The 17331-nt window shown below is 63.0% G+C and carries 15 protein-coding genes and 1 pseudogene; 10 read left to right on the forward strand and 6 right to left on the reverse strand.

Annotated elements, in window-relative coordinates; all coding sequences use genetic code 11:
• Positions 1 to 75: 75 nt before the first annotated feature.
• From lepA to pdxJ, 6 genes are all read left to right on the forward strand, one after another.
• Entirely contained in the window at positions 76 to 1875 is a 1800-nt protein-coding gene (gene lepA, locus AB7M33_RS14390) for a translation elongation factor 4 (RefSeq protein ID WP_016498174.1), read from the forward strand.
• Positions 1876 to 1880: 5 nt separating this feature from the next.
• On the forward strand, positions 1881 to 2735 hold the full coding sequence (gene lepB / locus AB7M33_RS14395) for a signal peptidase I (protein ID WP_027594147.1): 855 nt from the start codon (positions 1881 to 1883) through the stop codon (positions 2733 to 2735).
• 161 nt (positions 2736 to 2896) lie between these two features.
• A complete protein-coding gene (rnc, locus tag AB7M33_RS14400; RefSeq protein WP_027594148.1) occupies positions 2897 to 3586 on the forward strand; it encodes a ribonuclease III in 690 nt (229 codons plus the stop codon).
• Positions 3579 to 4481: a GTPase Era gene (gene era / locus AB7M33_RS14405; protein ID WP_027594149.1), complete on the forward strand. Its 903-nt coding sequence runs from the start codon at positions 3579 to 3581 to the stop codon at positions 4479 to 4481. The genes rnc and era overlap by 8 nt, the downstream gene beginning before the upstream one ends.
• Before the next feature lie 149 nt (positions 4482 to 4630).
• Positions 4631 to 5314, forward strand: coding sequence for a DNA repair protein RecO (gene recO / locus AB7M33_RS14410; RefSeq protein WP_027594150.1), 684 nt, complete (start codon positions 4631 to 4633; stop codon positions 5312 to 5314).
• A gap of 61 nt (positions 5315 to 5375) precedes the next feature.
• Positions 5376 to 6098, forward strand: a complete 723-nt coding sequence (pdxJ, locus tag AB7M33_RS14415) for a pyridoxine 5'-phosphate synthase (protein ID WP_454244222.1) — start codon at positions 5376 to 5378, stop codon at positions 6096 to 6098.
• A gap of 127 nt (positions 6099 to 6225) precedes the next feature.
• Here pdxJ and AB7M33_RS14420 read toward each other — a convergent pair whose 3' ends face one another.
• Positions 6226 to 7608 (reverse strand): heavy metal sensor histidine kinase, encoded by a 1383-nt coding sequence (locus tag AB7M33_RS14420; RefSeq protein WP_454243016.1) that lies wholly within the window; start codon positions 7606 to 7608, stop codon positions 6226 to 6228.
• Positions 7605 to 8279, reverse strand: a complete 675-nt coding sequence (locus tag AB7M33_RS14425) for a heavy metal response regulator transcription factor (protein WP_027594153.1) — start codon at positions 8277 to 8279, stop codon at positions 7605 to 7607. The genes AB7M33_RS14420 and AB7M33_RS14425 overlap by 4 nt, the downstream gene beginning before the upstream one ends.
• A 239-nt stretch (positions 8280 to 8518) precedes the next feature.
• Between AB7M33_RS14425 and AB7M33_RS14430 the strand changes: the two are divergent.
• The 4 genes and pseudogenes from AB7M33_RS14430 (at position 8519) to AB7M33_RS14445 (ending at position 12497) form a co-directional block, all read left to right on the forward strand.
• Positions 8519 to 8723 (forward strand): annotated as a pseudogene (locus AB7M33_RS14430) (hypothetical protein).
• Between the two features lie 386 nt (positions 8724 to 9109).
• Positions 9110 to 10273, forward strand: coding sequence for an alpha-xenorhabdolysin family binary toxin subunit A (locus AB7M33_RS14435; protein WP_265968394.1), 1164 nt, complete (start codon positions 9110 to 9112; stop codon positions 10271 to 10273).
• A gap of 13 nt (positions 10274 to 10286) precedes the next feature.
• Positions 10287 to 11282 carry an alpha-xenorhabdolysin family binary toxin subunit B gene (locus AB7M33_RS14440; protein ID WP_454243017.1) on the forward strand — a complete coding sequence of 332 codons (996 nt, stop codon included), beginning with the start codon at positions 10287 to 10289 and terminating at the stop codon, positions 11280 to 11282.
• A 69-nt stretch (positions 11283 to 11351) separates the two neighbouring features.
• Entirely contained in the window at positions 11352 to 12497 is a 1146-nt protein-coding gene (locus AB7M33_RS14445; RefSeq protein WP_454243018.1) for an alpha-xenorhabdolysin family binary toxin subunit A, read from the forward strand.
• 3 nt (positions 12498 to 12500) lie between these two features.
• Here AB7M33_RS14445 and cmoB read toward each other — a convergent pair whose 3' ends face one another.
• The 4 genes from cmoB to lon form a co-directional block, all read right to left on the reverse strand.
• A complete protein-coding gene (cmoB, locus tag AB7M33_RS14450) occupies positions 12501 to 13457 on the reverse strand; it encodes a tRNA 5-methoxyuridine(34)/uridine 5-oxyacetic acid(34) synthase CmoB (protein WP_454243019.1) in 957 nt (318 codons plus the stop codon).
• Complete coding sequence (gene cmoA / locus AB7M33_RS14455) at positions 13454 to 14197, reverse strand: carboxy-S-adenosyl-L-methionine synthase CmoA (protein WP_027594159.1); 744 nt, start codon at positions 14195 to 14197, stop codon at positions 13454 to 13456. The genes cmoB and cmoA overlap by 4 nt, the downstream gene beginning before the upstream one ends.
• A 132-nt stretch (positions 14198 to 14329) precedes the next feature.
• Positions 14330 to 14722 (reverse strand): protease inhibitor I42 family protein, encoded by a 393-nt coding sequence (locus AB7M33_RS14460; RefSeq protein WP_265968390.1) that lies wholly within the window; start codon positions 14720 to 14722, stop codon positions 14330 to 14332.
• A 108-nt stretch (positions 14723 to 14830) separates the two neighbouring features.
• Positions 14831 to 17251: an endopeptidase La gene (gene lon / locus AB7M33_RS14465; RefSeq protein ID WP_027594161.1), complete on the reverse strand. Its 2421-nt coding sequence runs from the start codon at positions 17249 to 17251 to the stop codon at positions 14831 to 14833.
• Positions 17252 to 17331 lie beyond the last annotated feature (80 nt).

Here is a 17331-nt window from a genome sequence, read left to right on the forward strand (position 1 = left end):
CCTGCTGCTTGAGGTACAATTCCCGGCTATTTTTCGGCGGGCGTCCCGGCTCGCAGCCTTTTCGAGTGTTGACCCGTGAGTGATTTGAGTCATATCCGCAATTTCTCCATCATCGCCCACATCGACCATGGCAAGTCGACGCTGGCCGACCGTTTCATCCAGATGTGCGGTGGCCTGTCTGCGCGCGAAATGGAAGCCCAGGTCCTCGACTCCATGGACCTGGAGCGCGAACGCGGGATCACCATCAAGGCCCACAGCGTCACGCTTCATTACAAGGCGCAAGACGGCAAGACCTACCAGCTGAACTTCATCGACACCCCCGGCCACGTCGACTTCACCTATGAAGTCTCGCGCTCGCTGGCCGCCTGTGAAGGCGCACTGTTGGTGGTGGACGCCGGTCAAGGCGTCGAAGCCCAGTCCGTGGCCAACTGCTACACCGCCATCGAGCAGGGCCTTGAGGTCATGCCGGTGTTGAACAAGATGGACCTGCCCCAGGCTGACCCGGACCGCGTCAAGGACGAGATCGAGAAGATCATCGGCATTGACGCTACCGACGCCGTGGCGTGCAGTGCCAAGAGCGGCATGGGCGTCGACGAGGTGCTCGAGCGCCTGGTGCACACCATCCCCGCGCCGGTAGGCGAAATCGACGCGCCGCTGCAGGCGCTGATCATCGACTCCTGGTTCGACAACTACCTGGGCGTTGTCTCGCTGGTGCGCGTGCGCCAGGGCCGCGTCAAGAAAGGCGACAAGATCCTGGTCAAGTCCACCGGCAAGGTGCACCTGGTCGACAGCGTCGGCGTCTTCACCCCGAAACACACCCAGACCGCCGACCTCAAGGCCGGTGAAGTGGGCTTCATCATCGCCAGCATCAAAGACATTCACGGTGCACCGGTTGGTGACACCCTGACCCTGTCCTCGACCCCGGAAGTCGAAGTACTGGCGGGCTTCAAGAAGATCCAGCCACAGGTCTACGCCGGCCTGTTCCCGGTCAGCTCGGACGATTTCGAGGACTTCCGCGACGCGCTGCAGAAGCTGACCCTCAACGACTCCTCGCTCCAGTACATGCCGGAAAGCTCCGACGCCCTGGGCTTCGGTTTCCGCTGCGGCTTCCTGGGCATGCTGCACATGGAGATCATCCAGGAGCGCCTGGAGCGTGAGTACGACCTGGACCTGATCACCACTGCGCCTAGCGTGATCTACGAGCTCGAACTGAAAACCGGCGAAACCATCATCGTCGACAACCCGTCGAAGCTGCCGGATGTTTCGGCCGTCACCGACTTCCGCGAGCCGATCGTCACCGCGACCATCCTGGTGCCGCAGGAGCACCTGGGTAACGTCATCACCCTGTGCATCGAGAAACGTGGCGTTCAGCGCGACATGCAGTTCCTCGGCAGCCAGGTTCAGGTGCGTTACGACATGCCGATGAACGAGGTGGTACTGGACTTCTTCGACCGCCTTAAGTCGACCAGTCGCGGTTACGCCTCGCTGGACTATCATTTCGATCGCTACCAGTCGGCCAACCTGGTCAAACTGGATGTACTGATCAACGGCGACAAGGTCGATGCCCTGGCGTTGATCGTGCACCGCGACAACGCGGCCTACAAAGGCCGTGCGTTGACCGAGAAGATGAAGGAACTGATCCCTCGGCAGATGTTCGATGTGGCGATCCAGGCAGCCATCGGCGGCCAGATCATCGCGCGGACAACCGTCAAGGCGCTCAGAAAGAACGTACTGGCCAAGTGCTACGGTGGTGACGTCAGCCGTAAGAAGAAACTGCTGGAGAAGCAGAAGGCCGGTAAGAAACGCATGAAGCAAGTGGGCAACGTGGAGATTCCACAAGAGGCCTTCCTTGCTGTGCTCAGGTTGGATAGCTAGGTCCTATGTCGCTAAATTTCCCGCTGTTGCTAGTCATCGCCGTAGCTGTCTGCGGCCTGTTGGGCTTGATCGACCTGCTGTTCCTGGCCCCGCGCCGGCGAGCGGCAATCGCCAACTATCAGGGGCGCGTCAATCCGCCCGAGATGGCGGTGGTCGAGCGCCTGAACAAGGAGCCGCTGCTGGTCGAATACGGCAAGTCGTTCTTCCCGGTGCTGTTCATCGTGCTGGTACTGCGCTCGTTTTTGGTCGAGCCGTTCCAGATCCCTTCGGGGTCGATGAAACCGACCCTGGAAGTGGGCGACTTCATCCTGGTGAACAAGTTCTCCTATGGCATTCGCCTGCCGGTGATCGACAAGAAGGTCATCGAGGTGGGTGACCCGCAACGCGGCGATGTGATGGTGTTCCGCTATCCGAGCGACCCGAACGTCAACTACATCAAGCGTGTCGTTGGCCTGCCGGGCGACCAGATCCGCTACACCAACGACAAGCGGCTGTACGTCAATGGCCAACCCATTGCCGAACAACTGGTGGGCACCGAACCGGGCACCTTGGGCAGCGCCGAGCTGTACAAAGAGAAGCTGGGCGAGGCCGAACACCTGATCCGCAAGGAGATGAGCCGTTACCGCATGCCGCCGGACCAGCAATGGACCGTACCGGCTGGCCATTACTTCATGATGGGCGACAACCGCGACAACTCCAACGATAGCCGTTACTGGGATGACCCGAACATTCCCAAGGAGCTGCACGGCATGGTTCCGGACCGGAACATTGTCGGCAAGGCCTTCGCGGTCTGGATGAGCTGGCCAGAGCCCAAGCTCAGCCATATGCCCAACCTGTCGCGGGTCGGCCTGATCCATTGATACCCTTCGGCGCTGTCCAGCAGACAGCGCCGAATGCATTTCTGACATAGGCTGTGTTCTCAGGGATCGAGAGTTTCGCCGCGTACAGCGGCGGACCACAGCCAAACAGTCTTTCAGGATGTTGATTTGAACAACGCGTTGAACAACGAACGGGTGGCCGCATGAGTGCTTCCCTCGCCGCACTGGAGCGAAAGCTCGGTTACACCTTCAAGAACCAGGACCAGATGCTTCTGGCCCTGACCCATCGCAGCTACGCCGGGCGCAATAACGAACGCCTGGAGTTTCTGGGCGACGCCATTCTCAACTTCGTGGCCGGTGAGGCGCTGTTCGAGCGCTTCCCGCAGGCCCGTGAAGGCCAGTTGTCGCGCTTGCGTGCGCGTCTGGTCAAGGGTGAGACCCTGGCCCGCCTGGCGCGAGGCTTTGATCTGGGCGAATACCTGCGCCTGGGTTCGGGTGAGCTGAAAAGCGGCGGTTTCCGCCGCGAATCGATCCTGGCCGATGCCCTGGAGGCGCTGATTGGCGCCATCTACCTGGACGCGGACATGCAGACCGCCCGGGAGCGTATCCTGGCCTGGCTGGCCGATGAATTCGAAAGCCTGACCCTGGTCGACACCAACAAGGACCCCAAGACCCGCCTGCAAGAGTTCTTGCAGTCGCGCAGCTGTGAGCTGCCGCGCTACGAGGTGGTGGATATCCAGGGCGAACCGCACTGCCGTACCTTCTTCGTCGAATGCGAAGTGGTGCTGCTGAACAACAAGAGCCGTGGTCAGGGTGTGAGCCGGCGTATCGCTGAGCAAGTCGCCGCTGCGGCTGCATTGATCGCCCTGGGCGTGGAGAATGGCAATGACTGATAACAACCCGACTCGCTGCGGCTACGTGGCCATTGTCGGCCGCCCCAACGTGGGCAAGTCGACCTTGCTCAACCACATCCTCGGGCAGAAGCTGGCGATCACCTCGCGCAAGCCGCAGACCACCCGCCACAACATGCTCGGCATCAAGACCGAGGGTGATGTGCAGGCGATCTACGTCGACACGCCGGGTATGCACAAGGCCAACGACAAGGCCCTGAACCGTTACATGAACCGTAACGCTTCGGCAGCCCTGAAAGACGTCGACGTGGTGATCTTCGTGGTTGACCGTACCCGCTGGACCGACGAGGACCAGTTGGTGCTCGAGCGCGTCCAGTACGTCAGCGGCCCGGTCATCCTGGCGGTCAACAAGACCGACCGCCTGGAAGAAAAAGCCGACCTGATTCCGCACCTGCAATGGCTGCAGGAGCAACTGCCGAACGCGGAAGTGGTACCGATCTCCGCGCAACAGGGGCATAACCTCGAAGCGCTGGAAGGCCTGATCGCCAAGCACCTGCCGGAAAACGAGCACTTCTTCCCGGAAGATCAGATCACCGACCGCAGCAGCCGTTTCCTGGCCGCTGAACTGGTGCGCGAGAAGATCATGCGCCAGTTGGGTGCGGAGCTGCCGTACCAGATCACCGTAGAGATCGAAGAGTTCAAGCAGCAAGGGCACGTGTTGCACATCCATGCGCTGATCCTGGTCGAACGCGATGGCCAGAAGAAGATCATCATCGGTGACAAGGGCGAGCGTATCAAACGCATTGGCTCCGACGCGCGCAAGGACATGGAAGTGCTGTTCGACGCCAAGGTCATGCTCAACCTCTGGGTCAAGGTCAAAGGCGGTTGGTCCGACGATGAGCGCGCCCTGCGCTCGCTGGGCTACGGCGACCTGTAACCCCTGCTGTATGGGCTTGGGGCTGCCTTGCAGCCCATCGCCGGCAAGCCGGCTCCCACACAACCGCAGCGCTACCGAGCCCTGTAGGAGCCGGCTTGCCGGCGATGGGCCGCATAGCGGCCCGATTGGCCTTGGGACAAGTGATTGCCATGGAACAACCTGTCGGCCAGCCGGCCTATGTGCTGCACAGTCGTGCCTACAAGGAAACCAGCGCACTGGTGGACTTCCTCACGCCGCAAGGCCGTGTGCGGGCCGTGTTGCGCCGTGCGCGGGGCAAAGGTGGCAGCCTGGTGCGGCCGTTCGTGCCGCTGGAAGTGGAGCTGCGCGGGCGCGGCGAGCTGAAGAATGTCGGCCGTCTGGAGACACTTGGCATCGCCGCCTGGTTGCACGGCGATGCGCTGTTCAGCGGGTTGTACCTCAACGAGCTGCTCATGCGTTTGCTGCCCGCCGAAGCCCCTCACCCTGCGCTGTTCGAACACTACACCCTGACATTGCAGGCGCTGGCCGCCGGGCGCCCCCTGGAGCCGTTGCTGCGTTCTTTCGAATGGCGCCTGCTGGACGAGCTCGGTTATGCTTTTTCGTTGCAGCATGACGTGAACGACTTGCCGATCGCCGCCGATGGCCGCTACCGCTTGCGCGTGGATGCCGGGCTTGAGCGGGTCGAGTTGCTGCAGCCCGGGTTGTTCCTGGGGGGCGAGCTGTTGGCCCTGGCGCAAGCCGACTGGGAAGCCCCGGGGGCGCTGCTCGCAGCCAAGCGGTTGATGCGTCAGGCACTGGCCGTTCATCTGGGTGCCAAACCCCTGGTCAGCCGGGAACTGTTTCGCAAGCGTTGATCACGTCGTATGCTGTGGGGCTCAATCTTCAGGAGAGCCTTTCGTGACTCACAGCAACCGCATGCTTCTCGGCGTAAATATCGACCACGTGGCGACGCTGCGCCAGGCCCGGGGCACGCGTTACCCTGATCCGGTCAAGGCTGCCCTGGACGCCGAAGAAGCGGGTGCCGACGGCATCACCGTGCACCTGCGCGAAGACCGCCGGCACATTCAGGAGCGCGATGTGGTGGTGCTCAAGGATGTGCTGCAGACCCGCATGAATTTCGAAATGGGCGTCACCGAAGAGATGATGGCCTTCGCTGAGAAGATCCGCCCGGCGCACATCTGCCTGGTACCCGAGACCCGTCAGGAACTGACCACCGAAGGCGGCCTGGACGTGGCTGGGCAAGAGGCACGGATCAAGGCAGCAGTCGAGCGCCTGGCCCGCACCGGTGCCGAAGTGTCGCTGTTCATTGACGCCGACGAGCGGCAGATCGAAGCGTCGCATCGCGTAGGCGCGCCGGCCATCGAGCTGCACACCGGCCGTTACGCCGATGCACAGACGCCGACTGAAGTCGCTGAAGAGCTCAAGCGCATCGCGGACGGTGTTGCGTTCGGGGTGGGCAAAGGGCTGATCGTCAATGCCGGCCACGGCCTGCATTACCACAACGTCGAGGCAGTCGCGGCGATCAAGGGTATCAATGAGCTGAACATCGGCCACGCGTTGGTGGCCCATGCGCTGTTCGTCGGCTTCAAGGCTGCGGTGGCGGAGATGAAGGCGTTGATCGTGGCGGCTTCGCGCTGATCGCAGGTTGACGGAACTGGCCTCATCGCCGGCAAGCCGGCTCCCACAGGTACAGCGCTAGCCTTGAAGCCTACGCAGTTCATGTGGGAGCCGGCTTGCCGGCGATAAGGCCGTTACCAGCAGCCGGTCACTCGGCTCTGAACACCAGGGTAAACCGGGTCGGCCCTGCCGGGCTGCTCATCACCTCGACCCGCCCACCATGCAACTGCATGATCGACTTCACGATCGCCAGCCCCAGCCCGGTGCCCCCCTCAAGCCGTGAGCGCCCAGCGCCCACGCGATAGAAACGCTCGAACAACTGCGGCTGATGCTCTGCGGCAATCCCTACGCCCTCATTTTCCACCCAGACCCTGACATCGCTTGCGTGGCGCTCGATACCGAGGTCTATGCGCTTGCCTGCCGGCGCATGCCGAATGGCATTGCTCAACAGGTTCGACAACGCACGCTGGAACATCAGCCGATCACCCAAGGCCGTGCCCCAGCCCTGAAGGTGAAGCTCGATGTCCTTGAGCTCCGCGCTGATGGCAAACAGCTCCACCACCTGTGCAGCCTCATCGGCCAGCGCCAGGGGCTTGAGCGCCACCTGCGCCTGCGGCTGGCTAACGTGGGCAAGAAACAGCATGTCGTTGATGATGCGGTTGAGCCGGGTCAGCTCTTCGATGCTGTCCTCCAGCACTTCCCGGTAGTTGGCGTTGTCGCGCTCACGGCTGAGGGTGACTTGAGCCTTGCCCATCAGGTTGCTTAGCGGCGTGCGCAACTCATGGGCAAGGTCGTCGGAAAACTGCGACAACTGTTGCACGCCTTGGTCGAGCCGGTCGAGCATCACGTTGATGGCCCTGGCCAGCTCGCCCAGCTCTTGTGGCAGGCCACTGTCGGGCAGGCGGTGGCTGAGGTCCTGGGCCGAAACCTGGCCGGCCACCCGGCGAAAATGGCGCAAGGGTTTCAGGCTGCGTTGCACCAGCTTCCAGGCGCCGATGCCGATCAGTATCAACAGCAAGGGCAGGGCGATCAGGGTCGAGTGCAGGTAGGCCTGGAGCAGGGCGTTGTCGTCGGCGCGGTCGAGCGTCATCATCACCCGCACTGGTGTCTCGTCGCGCAAGCGCATCTGGCGTGTCGCAGTCAGCATTTGGTTACCGCGGCTGTCGCGCCATTCGTGAAACGTCAGCCGGGCGCCGGTCGCCAGCGCGCCCACGCTCGACTCCAGGGCTGGGCCCAGGCTGAGCAGGTGCGGGTGGCGGCCCTCGAGCGCGAGCACGCTGAGGCTGAGGTTGTCGTGCCCCATGACCAGGTCGAGCAGGGGGTGGGCGCGGCTGCCCAGGTCCTCGCTGCGCAGGTCGACACGCAGGTTATGTTCCACCTGCAACATCTTGCGCGCGAGGTCCTTGCGCGCGCGGCTGTCGAGCTCGTGGTCGAGCGCCAACACCGCCAGGCAGGCCAGCAGTAGCACCAGCAGGGCGCCCATCAGGGTCACGCTCAGGCCTAGGCGCAACGACAGGCTGGCAGTCTTCAATGGCGCGCCTCGAGCACATAGCCGACGCCGCGTAGGGTATGGATCAGCTTGTCTTCGAAGGGGTCGTCGATCTTCGCCCGCAGGCGCCGGATGGAAACCTCGACCACATTGGTGTCACAGTCGAAATTCATGTCCCAGACCAGCGAGATGATTTGCGTGCGCGACAGCACTTCACCGCTCTGGCGCATCAGCAGGTGCAGCAGGGAAAACTCCTTGGCGGTCAGGTCTATGCGCTTGGCGCCGCGCCAGGCCCGATGCCGGCCTGGGTCGAGTTCGAGGTCGGCGACGCGCAGGGTGGTGGGTTGCAGCGGCTGCTCATTGCGCCGCAGCAGGCTGCGGATGCGCGCCAGCAGCTCGGGGAATTCGAACGGCTTGAGCAGGTAGTCATCGGCGCCCAAGTCGAGGCCCTTGACCCGGTCTGCCAGGCGACCGTGGGCGGTGAGCATCATGATCCGCGTGGCGGATTCAGCGCGCAGCCGCTGGAGCACGCTCCAGCCGTCCAGCTCGGGCAAATTGACGTCGAGGATCACCAGGTCGTAGGCCTGTTGACGGGCCAGGTGCAGGCCGTCGATGCCGGTGTGGGCGCAGTCGACCACGTAGCCGTTCTCACGCAGCCCCTGCTGCAGGTAATCGGCGGTGCGCAGTTCGTCCTCGATGATCAGTAGACGCATGGTAGGGCTCGGTTGAATGAAAGACGGCGATTCTCGGCCCTGTAGTGGGAACAGGGTCAAGCGCCGGAATGTTACGCCATGCGGGCCCCGGACATCGCTGGATAACAGATTTGTAATCATGTCGCCATGTGCCGGACAGCTGCCGCCCAGCTTGCAGGACTGTAATGTCCGCCTCACCTTGGTGTTAGCTGGCGTGCCCCAGGATGGCCTCATCTGAACCACTCGATGAGGTAACCCTGATGAACCTGACTCGGTATGTGTTGTGGGTGCTACTGGCCGCTGGGCAGCACCAGCGCGCTGGCGGAGGGCGGCGCAGAACGCTCGCGGCAGTTCTGGGAGGCGTTCCGCGAAGACCAGCAACGCCTGCATGGCCAGCCGGACCAGGCGCTGGCGGAACGCCAGCGCAAAACCCAGCAAGCCACCGAAAAACTGGTCAAAGACTAATACCAGTCAGTTAAGCGTCATCGGCTGTAATTGGGGCTGCTGTGCAGCCCATCGCAGGCAAGCCAGCTCCTACAGGTGAGCGAGATTCACAATAAATACGCTATTCCTGTAGGAGCTGGCTTGCCTGCGATGGACCGCGCAGCGGTCCCCTAAGCCCTAACTGACTGGCATTAGGCCAGGGACTGACTTCGACCTCCGCCTTTGCGTGCTCCCGCAACGACGGTTCGTTTGGCGCCCCAGGTGGGCGCCTGTTTTGCGTGTGCCAGGCGCAACGCCCGGTGCACCGCTGCAAATGGCGGAAAAACTGCCCGCTGCTGTGCCTCCTGTCGCTGCCTTAGCGTGGTCGGACCAAGCCTTCCCAGGGCTTGACTCGAGGAGACACGACCATGAGTACACAAACGGCTGAGTACGATCAGCTACAGGCGGATGCGGCAAAGACACCTGCCAAGCTGATCCAGGCCATGGCCGAGCGCGATGGTGAGGATGAAGGCGGGCTGACCCTCAGCCGCGAGCACATCATCACCCTCAATCGGTATGTCAATTTTGTCTTCGGCCTGCCGTCGACCCCCGACAACCTGCAGCGCTGGCTGGGCTACACGCAGATCGACGAACCCGAGCTGGCCCCCGCCGGCATGACCACGCTATTCGATGCGTTGCGTGGCCATGCGCGCAGTTGGGGGCCGCTTTCCGACAGCAACAAGAAGCTCGCCAGCGAACTGGCCTCCACGGCCGCGTCGATCAACGCTGCCGGGGAAACTATCGTCGATGAGTGCCGGCAGATTCGCGCGTTGGGCTCCGACATCAAGGCGTGGGACAAGGTCGTGCTGGGTACCCCGGTGAAACTGGACCGTGCCGACCAGCGGGCGGTTTCGTCGCTGGTCGATTACCTGCAGATCCTTCAGGAGGATGTGCAGCGCTACGCGGTGCGGGTCGCCACCGTGCGCGGCGAAACCGAGACGTTCCGCGATGCCGCGCGCTTCAAGCTGATCCCGGCGGTGAAACAGAAGGGGCAAGCGGTCGAGCGCACCAAGGGTGATGGTGAGGTGGAGCGCCTGCGCGTGAAGCTCAAGGAGCTGGACGACGAGATCGGTGCCTTGAGCAAAGAGTATGACCAGTACGTCAAGCAGGCGCTCAGCGGCCTGGCCGCAGGGCCGATCGGCGCGGTGATCACCGGCGGCATCTACGGGAGCAAGGCCGAGAAGGTTCGCAAGGAGCGCAAGCGTCGCCAGGCAGAGCGGCGTGCTACCAGCGAGCAACTGCGCGTACGGGTGAATCTGGAAGGCCGCATGGAAGAGATGGCGACCTTCGTTGACGAGCTCGATACCCGCTTGCAGGACGTAGTGACAGCGGCGTCCCACCTGCAGACCGCCTGGGAAATCGTCGGTGCGTACATCGACGCGTCGATCGGCAAGCTCGAACAGATCTCCGACAACCGCGCCTTGGCCAGGTTTGTCATTTATTTCCGACAGTTCCTGGCGCAGTGGATCCAGATCGAAAAGACCTCCCTGCAACTGACCCGGATTTTCGACGACGCCGCTTCGGCCCACTAACAGGTGAATGACCATGAACGACAAGATCAGTGTGCTGCATACCCGCGCCAATCCGCCTGAATTGGGCAATGTATTTGCTGCAACGCGAGGCTTCACCGAAGCCTGGCAGCGCGGCGAGTTGAAATTTCAGCCGGTGATCCACGAGTCGCTGGAGCGCCACATGAAGCTGTTCATCAACTGCGCCGAGGTGATGGCGCGCAACGCCCAGCGCGTTGTCGCGGAGATCTCCAACGATCCACTGCGCGATATCCTCGACGCCCTGGAGGATGGCGACGATGAGGAGGTGCTGGCAATTGCTGGAGAAGTCGCCAACACGGTGAAGTCTCTGCTGGACACCCAGGTGGCCCACCTGGGCAAGGAACAGCAGGCGCTGGCCACCCTGGCAGCGCTGGCGTGGGCCCGCGACGAACAGCGGCTGCTCAAGCAACAGCAGGATCAGGCCAACCTGCACACCCAGGTAAGCGCCGAGCATGATCGCGAGAAGCACAACCAGTCGGCGATCGAGCAGGCCATTGCCACCCTGGAGGCCCAGGGCTTGCAGACCCGCTTCGGCGGTGTCGTACCTTCTGCGCAAGACCTGGCCAAACTGGCCGTACCTGGCGCCGAAGCCGCGGCGATGGCCGACGCCGTGAACACGGCGGTGGAGCAGCTGCAAACCCTGCTCGGCGATGTCGTCGAAGGCATGCGCTACGCCCAGTTGCAGCAGGAGCGGCGGGCTGCGCGCGAGCGGGTGGCGAACCTGGCGCGGCAAGTGCGCGAACTCGATCAGCGTCAGCAGGTGGTGAGCGCGCAACTGGCGGCACTGCTAACGATGCCGCGTTTGCACGAGCAACGCTCCGAGTGGGACGCCGGCATCAATGTCGTGCGCCAGACCCTGGCCAATTTCGTGCCGCGAATAGGCACTGCGGCTCCGAGCAACGTTGCGCAGGTGCAGGCCCTGGACGACACCTTCAAGCAACTGCTGGCCTATCAGCGACAACTGCTCGAGCAGCACCGTCGCGGGCTGTAACGGCTCAGGCCGACCGTGCTCCTCGGGCGCGGTCGGCTGCGCCATATCCAAGTGGATGAGAGTCGAACAATGAATCCCCGGACATTGAGTTTCCAAGAGCAGCAACAAAAGGCGATTGTCCTGCCTGGCGCCTTGATTGGCGCCATGGACGACCGTGACGGACAGGGCCGGGCGGGCCTGATCCTGACCCGTGAATCACGCCAGACCCTCAGCGACTACAGCCTGCGCATGCTGACGCTGCCGGGCGATTGCACGCAGACCTTGCGCTGGCTTGGCTACACCAGCATTGTCGAGCCAGAGTTGACGCCTGAGCGTATGCTCGCCATGTTCAAGCGGTTGCGCGCGCACGGGCAAAGCTGGAGCCATCTGGAGCGCAACACTCAGGCGGTCACCCTTCAGCTCGATGCGCACGCCAGCCAGGTCGAGGATTGCGGGGCCGAGGTCGTGCAACTGGTCGCGCGCACACGTGCGCTGGGGCCCAATCGACCTTCGTGGGACAGTCTGCGCGAGGCGTCCGATGTAACGCTCGATGAGCATGACCGCGCGTTGATCAGTTCGATGGCTGACCGGCTGATGAGCTTGCATGCGCTGATCGACGATTTCGACCTGCAGCTCGATCAAGTGCGGATAGGCTTCGAGCGCTTTCGCGACGAGGCGCGTTTCAAGCTACGCCCGGAAGTGGTGGAGAAGTGCCGAGCGGCAGCGCGCTTTTCACAGGCGCCGGATGGCGAAAACCTGGCCTGGGAGCTGGCCAGCCTGGATGAGGACATCAAGGCGGTGCGCAGTGAGTATGAGCGATACTCCAGGCAGTCCTCGCTGGGCTGGGTCGGCGGCCCCTTCGGCGCGTTGATCGGCAATTCGATCTATGGCTCCAAAGCCAAGTCAGCGCGCGCCGAACTCCGCCGCCTGGAGCATCGGCGCAGCGCCGTCAGCCAGCAGTTGAGCGAGTTTCGTCGGGTGGAGGGGCGCGTACAGAAGCTGTACTCCAACATGGGCCAGCTGGAGCTCGACCTGTGGGATGTGGTGCTTGCGGCGGGTCACCTGCACACGGCCTGGCAAACCATCGAGGCCTACCTGGAAAGCGCGGCAGGCCACTTGGGGAAGATGAACACCCGCCAGCAACTGGCGGTGTTCATTTACTACTTCAGGCAGTTTCTCGCCCAGTGGGCAGGGATACGCGAACATTCCCGGGAGATGGCGAAGGTCTTCAACTAGGCGCTACTTGCGCGCCACGATCGTTGCGCGCCGCGGCGCGGGCAGGCCTTCGATGGTCAGGCTTTGGTCATTGGGGTCGAGGAAGTCGCTCAGTGACTGGTAGCGCATCCAATCGGTGCTGCGCTGTTCTTCGATGCTGGTGACGCTGACATCGACGCAGCGTACATCGCTGAAGCCGGCGCGGCGCAACCAGCGCTCCAGAGCGGGTACCGAGGGCAGGTACCAGACGTTGCGCATTTGTGCGTAGCGGTCTTCAGGGACCAGCACCTGTTGCTCGTCGCCTTCGACCACCAACGTCTCCAGCACCAGTTCGCCGCCTTTGACCAGGCAATCCTTGAGCGCCAGCAGGTGCTCTATGGGGGAGCGGCGGTGGTAGAACACGCCCATGGAGAACACCGTGTCGAAGCCTTCAAGGTTGGCCGGCAAATCTTCCAGGGCGAACGGCAAGTGCCAGGCTGGCAGCTCGGGCAAGTACTGCTGCACGGCCTGGAACTGGCAGAAGAACAGCCAGTTGGGGTCCACCCCGACCACCATATCGGCACCGGCGCCGAGCATGCGCCATTGGTAATAACCGTTGCCGCAGCCGACATCGAGCACGCGCTTGCCCTTGAGGTCCAGGTGCGGGCTGACCCGCGACCACTTCCAGTCCGAGCGCCATTCGGTGTCCACGTGCACGCCGAACAGGTCGAACGGCCCTTTGCGCCAGGGCGACAAGCCCATCAGCGCCTCACGCATTTGCGCGCGGGTGGCGTCGTCGCAGTCGCAATCCAGGCGCAGCCCGTTGACCAGGTCGATTTCGCTAGGTTGCAGGGCGGGAAGCGCATCCAGCGCGCCGCGCCAGCGATCGAGGTCGCCGTGGCCTTTTTCCAGCTTGGCCTCCAGTTGCGCTTGCAGGCCTTGCGACCAGGAAGCCAGGGGGGTGCCCGCCAGGCGGCGGACCAGAGGGGACAGATCGATCATGGCAGGGCTATCAGCGAGGCGAAGTTAAGGCATTGGAACCACGGCACGACCTTGGAGAAACCCGCAGCGCGCAGGCGCGCCTTGTGCGCATCCAGGGTGTCGGGCTTCATCACGTTCTCGATGGCACTGCGCTTCTGGGCAATTTCCAGTTCGCTGTAGCCGTTGGCCCGTTTGAAGTCCAGGTGCAGTTCATTCAGCAGGTTTTGCTCGTCATCGTCGGCGAAACGCAGTTTTTCCGAGAGGATCAGCGCGCCGCCCGGCAGCAGGGCCTGGCGGATACGGCCGAGCAACTCAAGGCGTTGGTCGGGTGCGATGAATTGCAGGGTGAAGTTCATCGCCACTACCGAGGCCGGCTCGAAGGGCAGGGCGAGGATGTCGGCTTCCAGCACGTTGACCGGCAGCAGCTCCTGGAACATCGAGTCCTGCGCGGTGAGGTACTGGCGGCAGCGCTCGACCATCGCAGCGGAGTTGTCCACGGCGATGACGCGGCAACCGTCGCTGCGTACATGACGGCGCAACGACTGGGTGACAGCGCCCAGTGAGGCACCCAGGTCGTACAGCGTACTGTTCGGCTGGGCGAAGCGTGCGGCCAGCACGCCGAGGTTTTCGACGATGGTCGGGTAGCCTGGCACCGAACGCTTGATCATGTCCGGGAACACGCGCACCACGTCTTCGTTGAAGGCGAAGTCGGGTACCTGCTCCAGAGGTTGGGCGAAGAGGCGGTCGGGTTGTTTGCTCACTGCGGGCTCGATACGGGGTGAAACGGAGACGCATTTTAGCCAAAGGCGGAGCATCTTGCCATGGCAGGGCTTCGGGGCCATTGCACGTACCAGCAGGCAGTCAAGGTTGCCAGCGACAGGCGTTAAGCGCGGTCAGCGGACGATGACCTTGCACTCGAAGCTCTGCACCGGTGCTACTTCAGCCTCCCAGGGGCGTTGATACACCAGCACCAGTTGGGCTTCTCCGGCACTGCTGGCAAGGTAGCGCCAGGTGGACGAGCCGGCACTGCCGACCACGTCGGTGTCATCGGGGGCACTGTAGACCTCGGGGCCGAGGCTTTGCAGGATGCTCGCGGCAGGGTTCTCAATGCGCCAGCGGTAGCCGGTTGAGGGGTTTCCTGGAAGGGTCAGGGTCAGTGCCTGGCCCACCTTCAGACGCTGGGGGCATTCGCTTTCGGCGTCCAGTTCGACGGTTTGCAGGGGGTGCTGGGCGCAGGCTGCAAGCAGGGTAAGGCTCAGAGGAACGAGCAGACGAGGGGCGGTCATGTTGGCTCCGTAGGCTGGCGATGACCTGAGGATAACCGAAGCACGTGCAAATTTGTGCCACCGGTACAGGCCTGTTCACGGCGAATGCCGCAAACAGGCCAGGACTGATCAGAACAGCACTTTGGCCACGTCGGCAAAGCGCTTGGCAAAATGCACCGTCAGCCCTTCACGCAGGTAGTCTGGCAATTCTTCGAAGTCGCCGCGGTTGGCCTCGGGCAGGATCAGCTCGAAGATCTTCTGCCGCTTGGCGGCAATCACCTTCTCACGCACCCCGCCAATGGGCAGCACCTGGCCGGTCAGGGTCAGTTCACCGGTCATGGCCACGCCCTTTTTCGGCGCCTGGTCCCGCGCCAGTGACAGCAGCGCGCTGGCCATGGTCACCCCCGCGCTTGGGCCATCCTTAGGCGTTGCACCCTCGGGCACGTGCAGGTGGATGAACGCCTCGTTGAAGTAGCCTGGGTCACCGCCAAATTGTTTGAGGTTGGAGCTGACGTAGCTGTAGGCGATTTCGGCGGACTCTTTCATCACATCCCCCAGTTTGCCGGTCAGCTTGAAGCCGCGGCTGAGGGTATGAATGCGGGTGGCCTCGATCGGCAGCGTAGCGCCGCCCATGCTGGTCCAGGCCAAACCCGTTATCACGCCTTTGCCGGCCAGCACCTGCTCGCTGCGGAATACCGGCATGCCGAGCGCGGCCTCCAGGTCTTTGCTGCCAATCTTGAGCTTGGCATCCGGGTCCTCAAGCAACTTGACCACGGCTTTGCGCACCAGTTTGCCCAGTTGCTTCTCCAGCTGCCGCACCCCTGCCTCACGGGCATAGCCCTCGATCACGGTGCGCAGCGCGCTGTCAGTGATGCTCAGGCTGGTCTTGGCCACGCCGGCCTTGTCCAGCTGCTTGGGCCACAGGTGGCGCTTGGCGATGGCCAGCTTTTCTTCGGTGATGTAGCCGGAGAGGCGGATCACTTCCATGCGGTCAAGCAACGGCCCGGGGATCGAGTCGAGCGTGTTGGCGGTGCAGACGAACAGCACCTTGGACAGGTCCAGGCGCAGGTCCAGGTAGTGGTCGAGGAAGTCGACGTTCTGCTCGGGGTCGAGGGTTTCCAGCAGCGCGGAAGCCGGGTCACCCTGGTAGCTCTGGCCCATCTTGTCGATCTCGTCGAGCATGATCACCGGGTTCATCACTTCGACGTCTTTCAGCGCCTGCACCAGCTTGCCCGGTTGGGCGCCGATGTAGGTGCGGCGGTGGCCCTTGATTTCGGCTTCGTCGCGCATGCCGCCGACGCTGAAGCGGTAGAACGGCCTGCCGAGCGATTCGGCAATGGACTTGCCAATGCTGGTCTTGCCCACACCCGGTGGGCCCACCAGCAGCACGATCGAGCCGCTGATCTCGCCTTTCCAGGCGCCCACGGCGAGGAATTCGAGGATGCGTTCCTTGATGTCATCAAGGCCGGCGTGGTGCTGGTCGAGCACCTTGCGCGCGTGCTTGAGGTCGAGCTTGTCTTTGCCGTAAACGCCCCACGGCAGGGCGGTGGCCCAGTCGAGGTAGTTGCGGGTCACGGCGTATTCCGGCGAGCCGGTCTCGAGGATCGCCAGCTTGCCCATTTCTTCGTCGATGCGCTTCTGCGCCTGGGCGGGCAAGGTCTTGCCCTCAAGGCGCTGCTCGAACTGTTCGAGGTCGGCGCTGCGGTCGTCCTTGGTCAGGCCCAGCTCCTGCTGGATGACCTTGAGCTGCTCCTTGAGGAAGAACTCGCGCTGGTGCTCGCCGATCTGGCGGTTGACCTCGGCCGAGATCTCGTTCTGCAGGCGCGCCACCTCGACCTCTTTGCGCAGCATCGGCAGGACCTTTTCCATGCGTTTGAGCATGGGCACGCAGTCGAGCACTTCCTGCAACTGGCTGCCGGTGGCCGAGGTAAGGGCTGCGGCAAAATCGGTCAGCGGTGACGGGTCGTTGGGGCTGAAGCGGTTGAGGTAGTTTTTCAGCTCTTCGCTGTACAGCGGGTTGAGCGGCAGCAGCTCTTTGATCGCATTGATCAGCGCCATGCCGTAGGCCTTGACCTCGTCGGTAGGCTCGGTGGGTTGGCGCGGGTATTCCACCTCGACCAGGTAGGGCGGGCGATGGTGCTTGAGCCAGGTCCGGATGCGCACCCGGGTCAGGCCCTGGGCCACGAACTGCAGCTTGCCGTTCTCACGGCTGGCGTGGTGCACCTTGACCAGGGTGCCGTACTCCGGCAGGGCAGAGGTGTCGAAATGGCGGTGGTCTTCGGGCGGGGTGTCCATGAAGAACAGCGCCAGGCAGTGGTCGGGTGACTTGGCGACCAGGTCGAGGGTTTCTGCCCAGGGCTCTTCATTGACGATTACGGGCAGCACTTGTGCCGGGAAGAACGGGCGGTTGTGAATCGGGATCACATAGACCTTGTCCGGCAATTGCTGGCCGGGCAGGGCGAGGGCGTGGCCGGGTGTGGCCTGGGTATCGGCGTGCTCGACTTCGCTGTGTTCGTCGGGGTGTTCGGGGAAATCCTGCTGGTTGCTCATGGGGCACCTGCGTGAATGACTATGGTGCTTAGATGGGGCGCGGGGGGATGGGTTTCAAGCTTTGCGTTAGAAGGTGCAAG

The sequence above is a fragment of the Pseudomonas sp. Y3 TE3536 genome (assembly GCF_053629175.1).

Bases quoted from the DNA above. Each gene is read 5' to 3' on its own strand.
- AB7M33_RS14445 (WP_454243018.1), top strand. From the start codon at position 11,352: ATGAATCCCCGGACATTGAGTTTCCAAGAGCAGCAACAAAAGGCGATT.
- AB7M33_RS14425 (WP_027594153.1), bottom strand. From the start codon at position 8,279: ATGCGTCTACTGATCATCGAGGACGAACTGCGCACCGCCGATTACCTG.
- era (WP_027594149.1), top strand. From the start codon at position 3,579: ATGACTGATAACAACCCGACTCGCTGCGGCTACGTGGCCATTGTCGGC.
- AB7M33_RS14440 (WP_454243017.1), top strand. From the start codon at position 10,287: ATGAACGACAAGATCAGTGTGCTGCATACCCGCGCCAATCCGCCTGAA.
- rnc (WP_027594148.1), top strand. From the start codon at position 2,897: ATGAGTGCTTCCCTCGCCGCACTGGAGCGAAAGCTCGGTTACACCTTC.
- lon (WP_027594161.1), bottom strand. From the start codon at position 17,251: ATGAGCAACCAGCAGGATTTCCCCGAACACCCCGACGAACACAGCGAA.
- pdxJ (WP_454244222.1), top strand. From the start codon at position 5,376: ATGCTTCTCGGCGTAAATATCGACCACGTGGCGACGCTGCGCCAGGCC.
- AB7M33_RS14435 (WP_265968394.1), top strand. From the start codon at position 9,110: ATGAGTACACAAACGGCTGAGTACGATCAGCTACAGGCGGATGCGGCA.
- AB7M33_RS14460 (WP_265968390.1), bottom strand. From the start codon at position 14,722: ATGACCGCCCCTCGTCTGCTCGTTCCTCTGAGCCTTACCCTGCTTGCA.
- cmoB (WP_454243019.1), bottom strand. From the start codon at position 13,457: ATGATCGATCTGTCCCCTCTGGTCCGCCGCCTGGCGGGCACCCCCCTG.
- recO (WP_027594150.1), top strand. From the start codon at position 4,631: ATGGAACAACCTGTCGGCCAGCCGGCCTATGTGCTGCACAGTCGTGCC.
- lepB (WP_027594147.1), top strand. From the start codon at position 1,881: ATGTCGCTAAATTTCCCGCTGTTGCTAGTCATCGCCGTAGCTGTCTGC.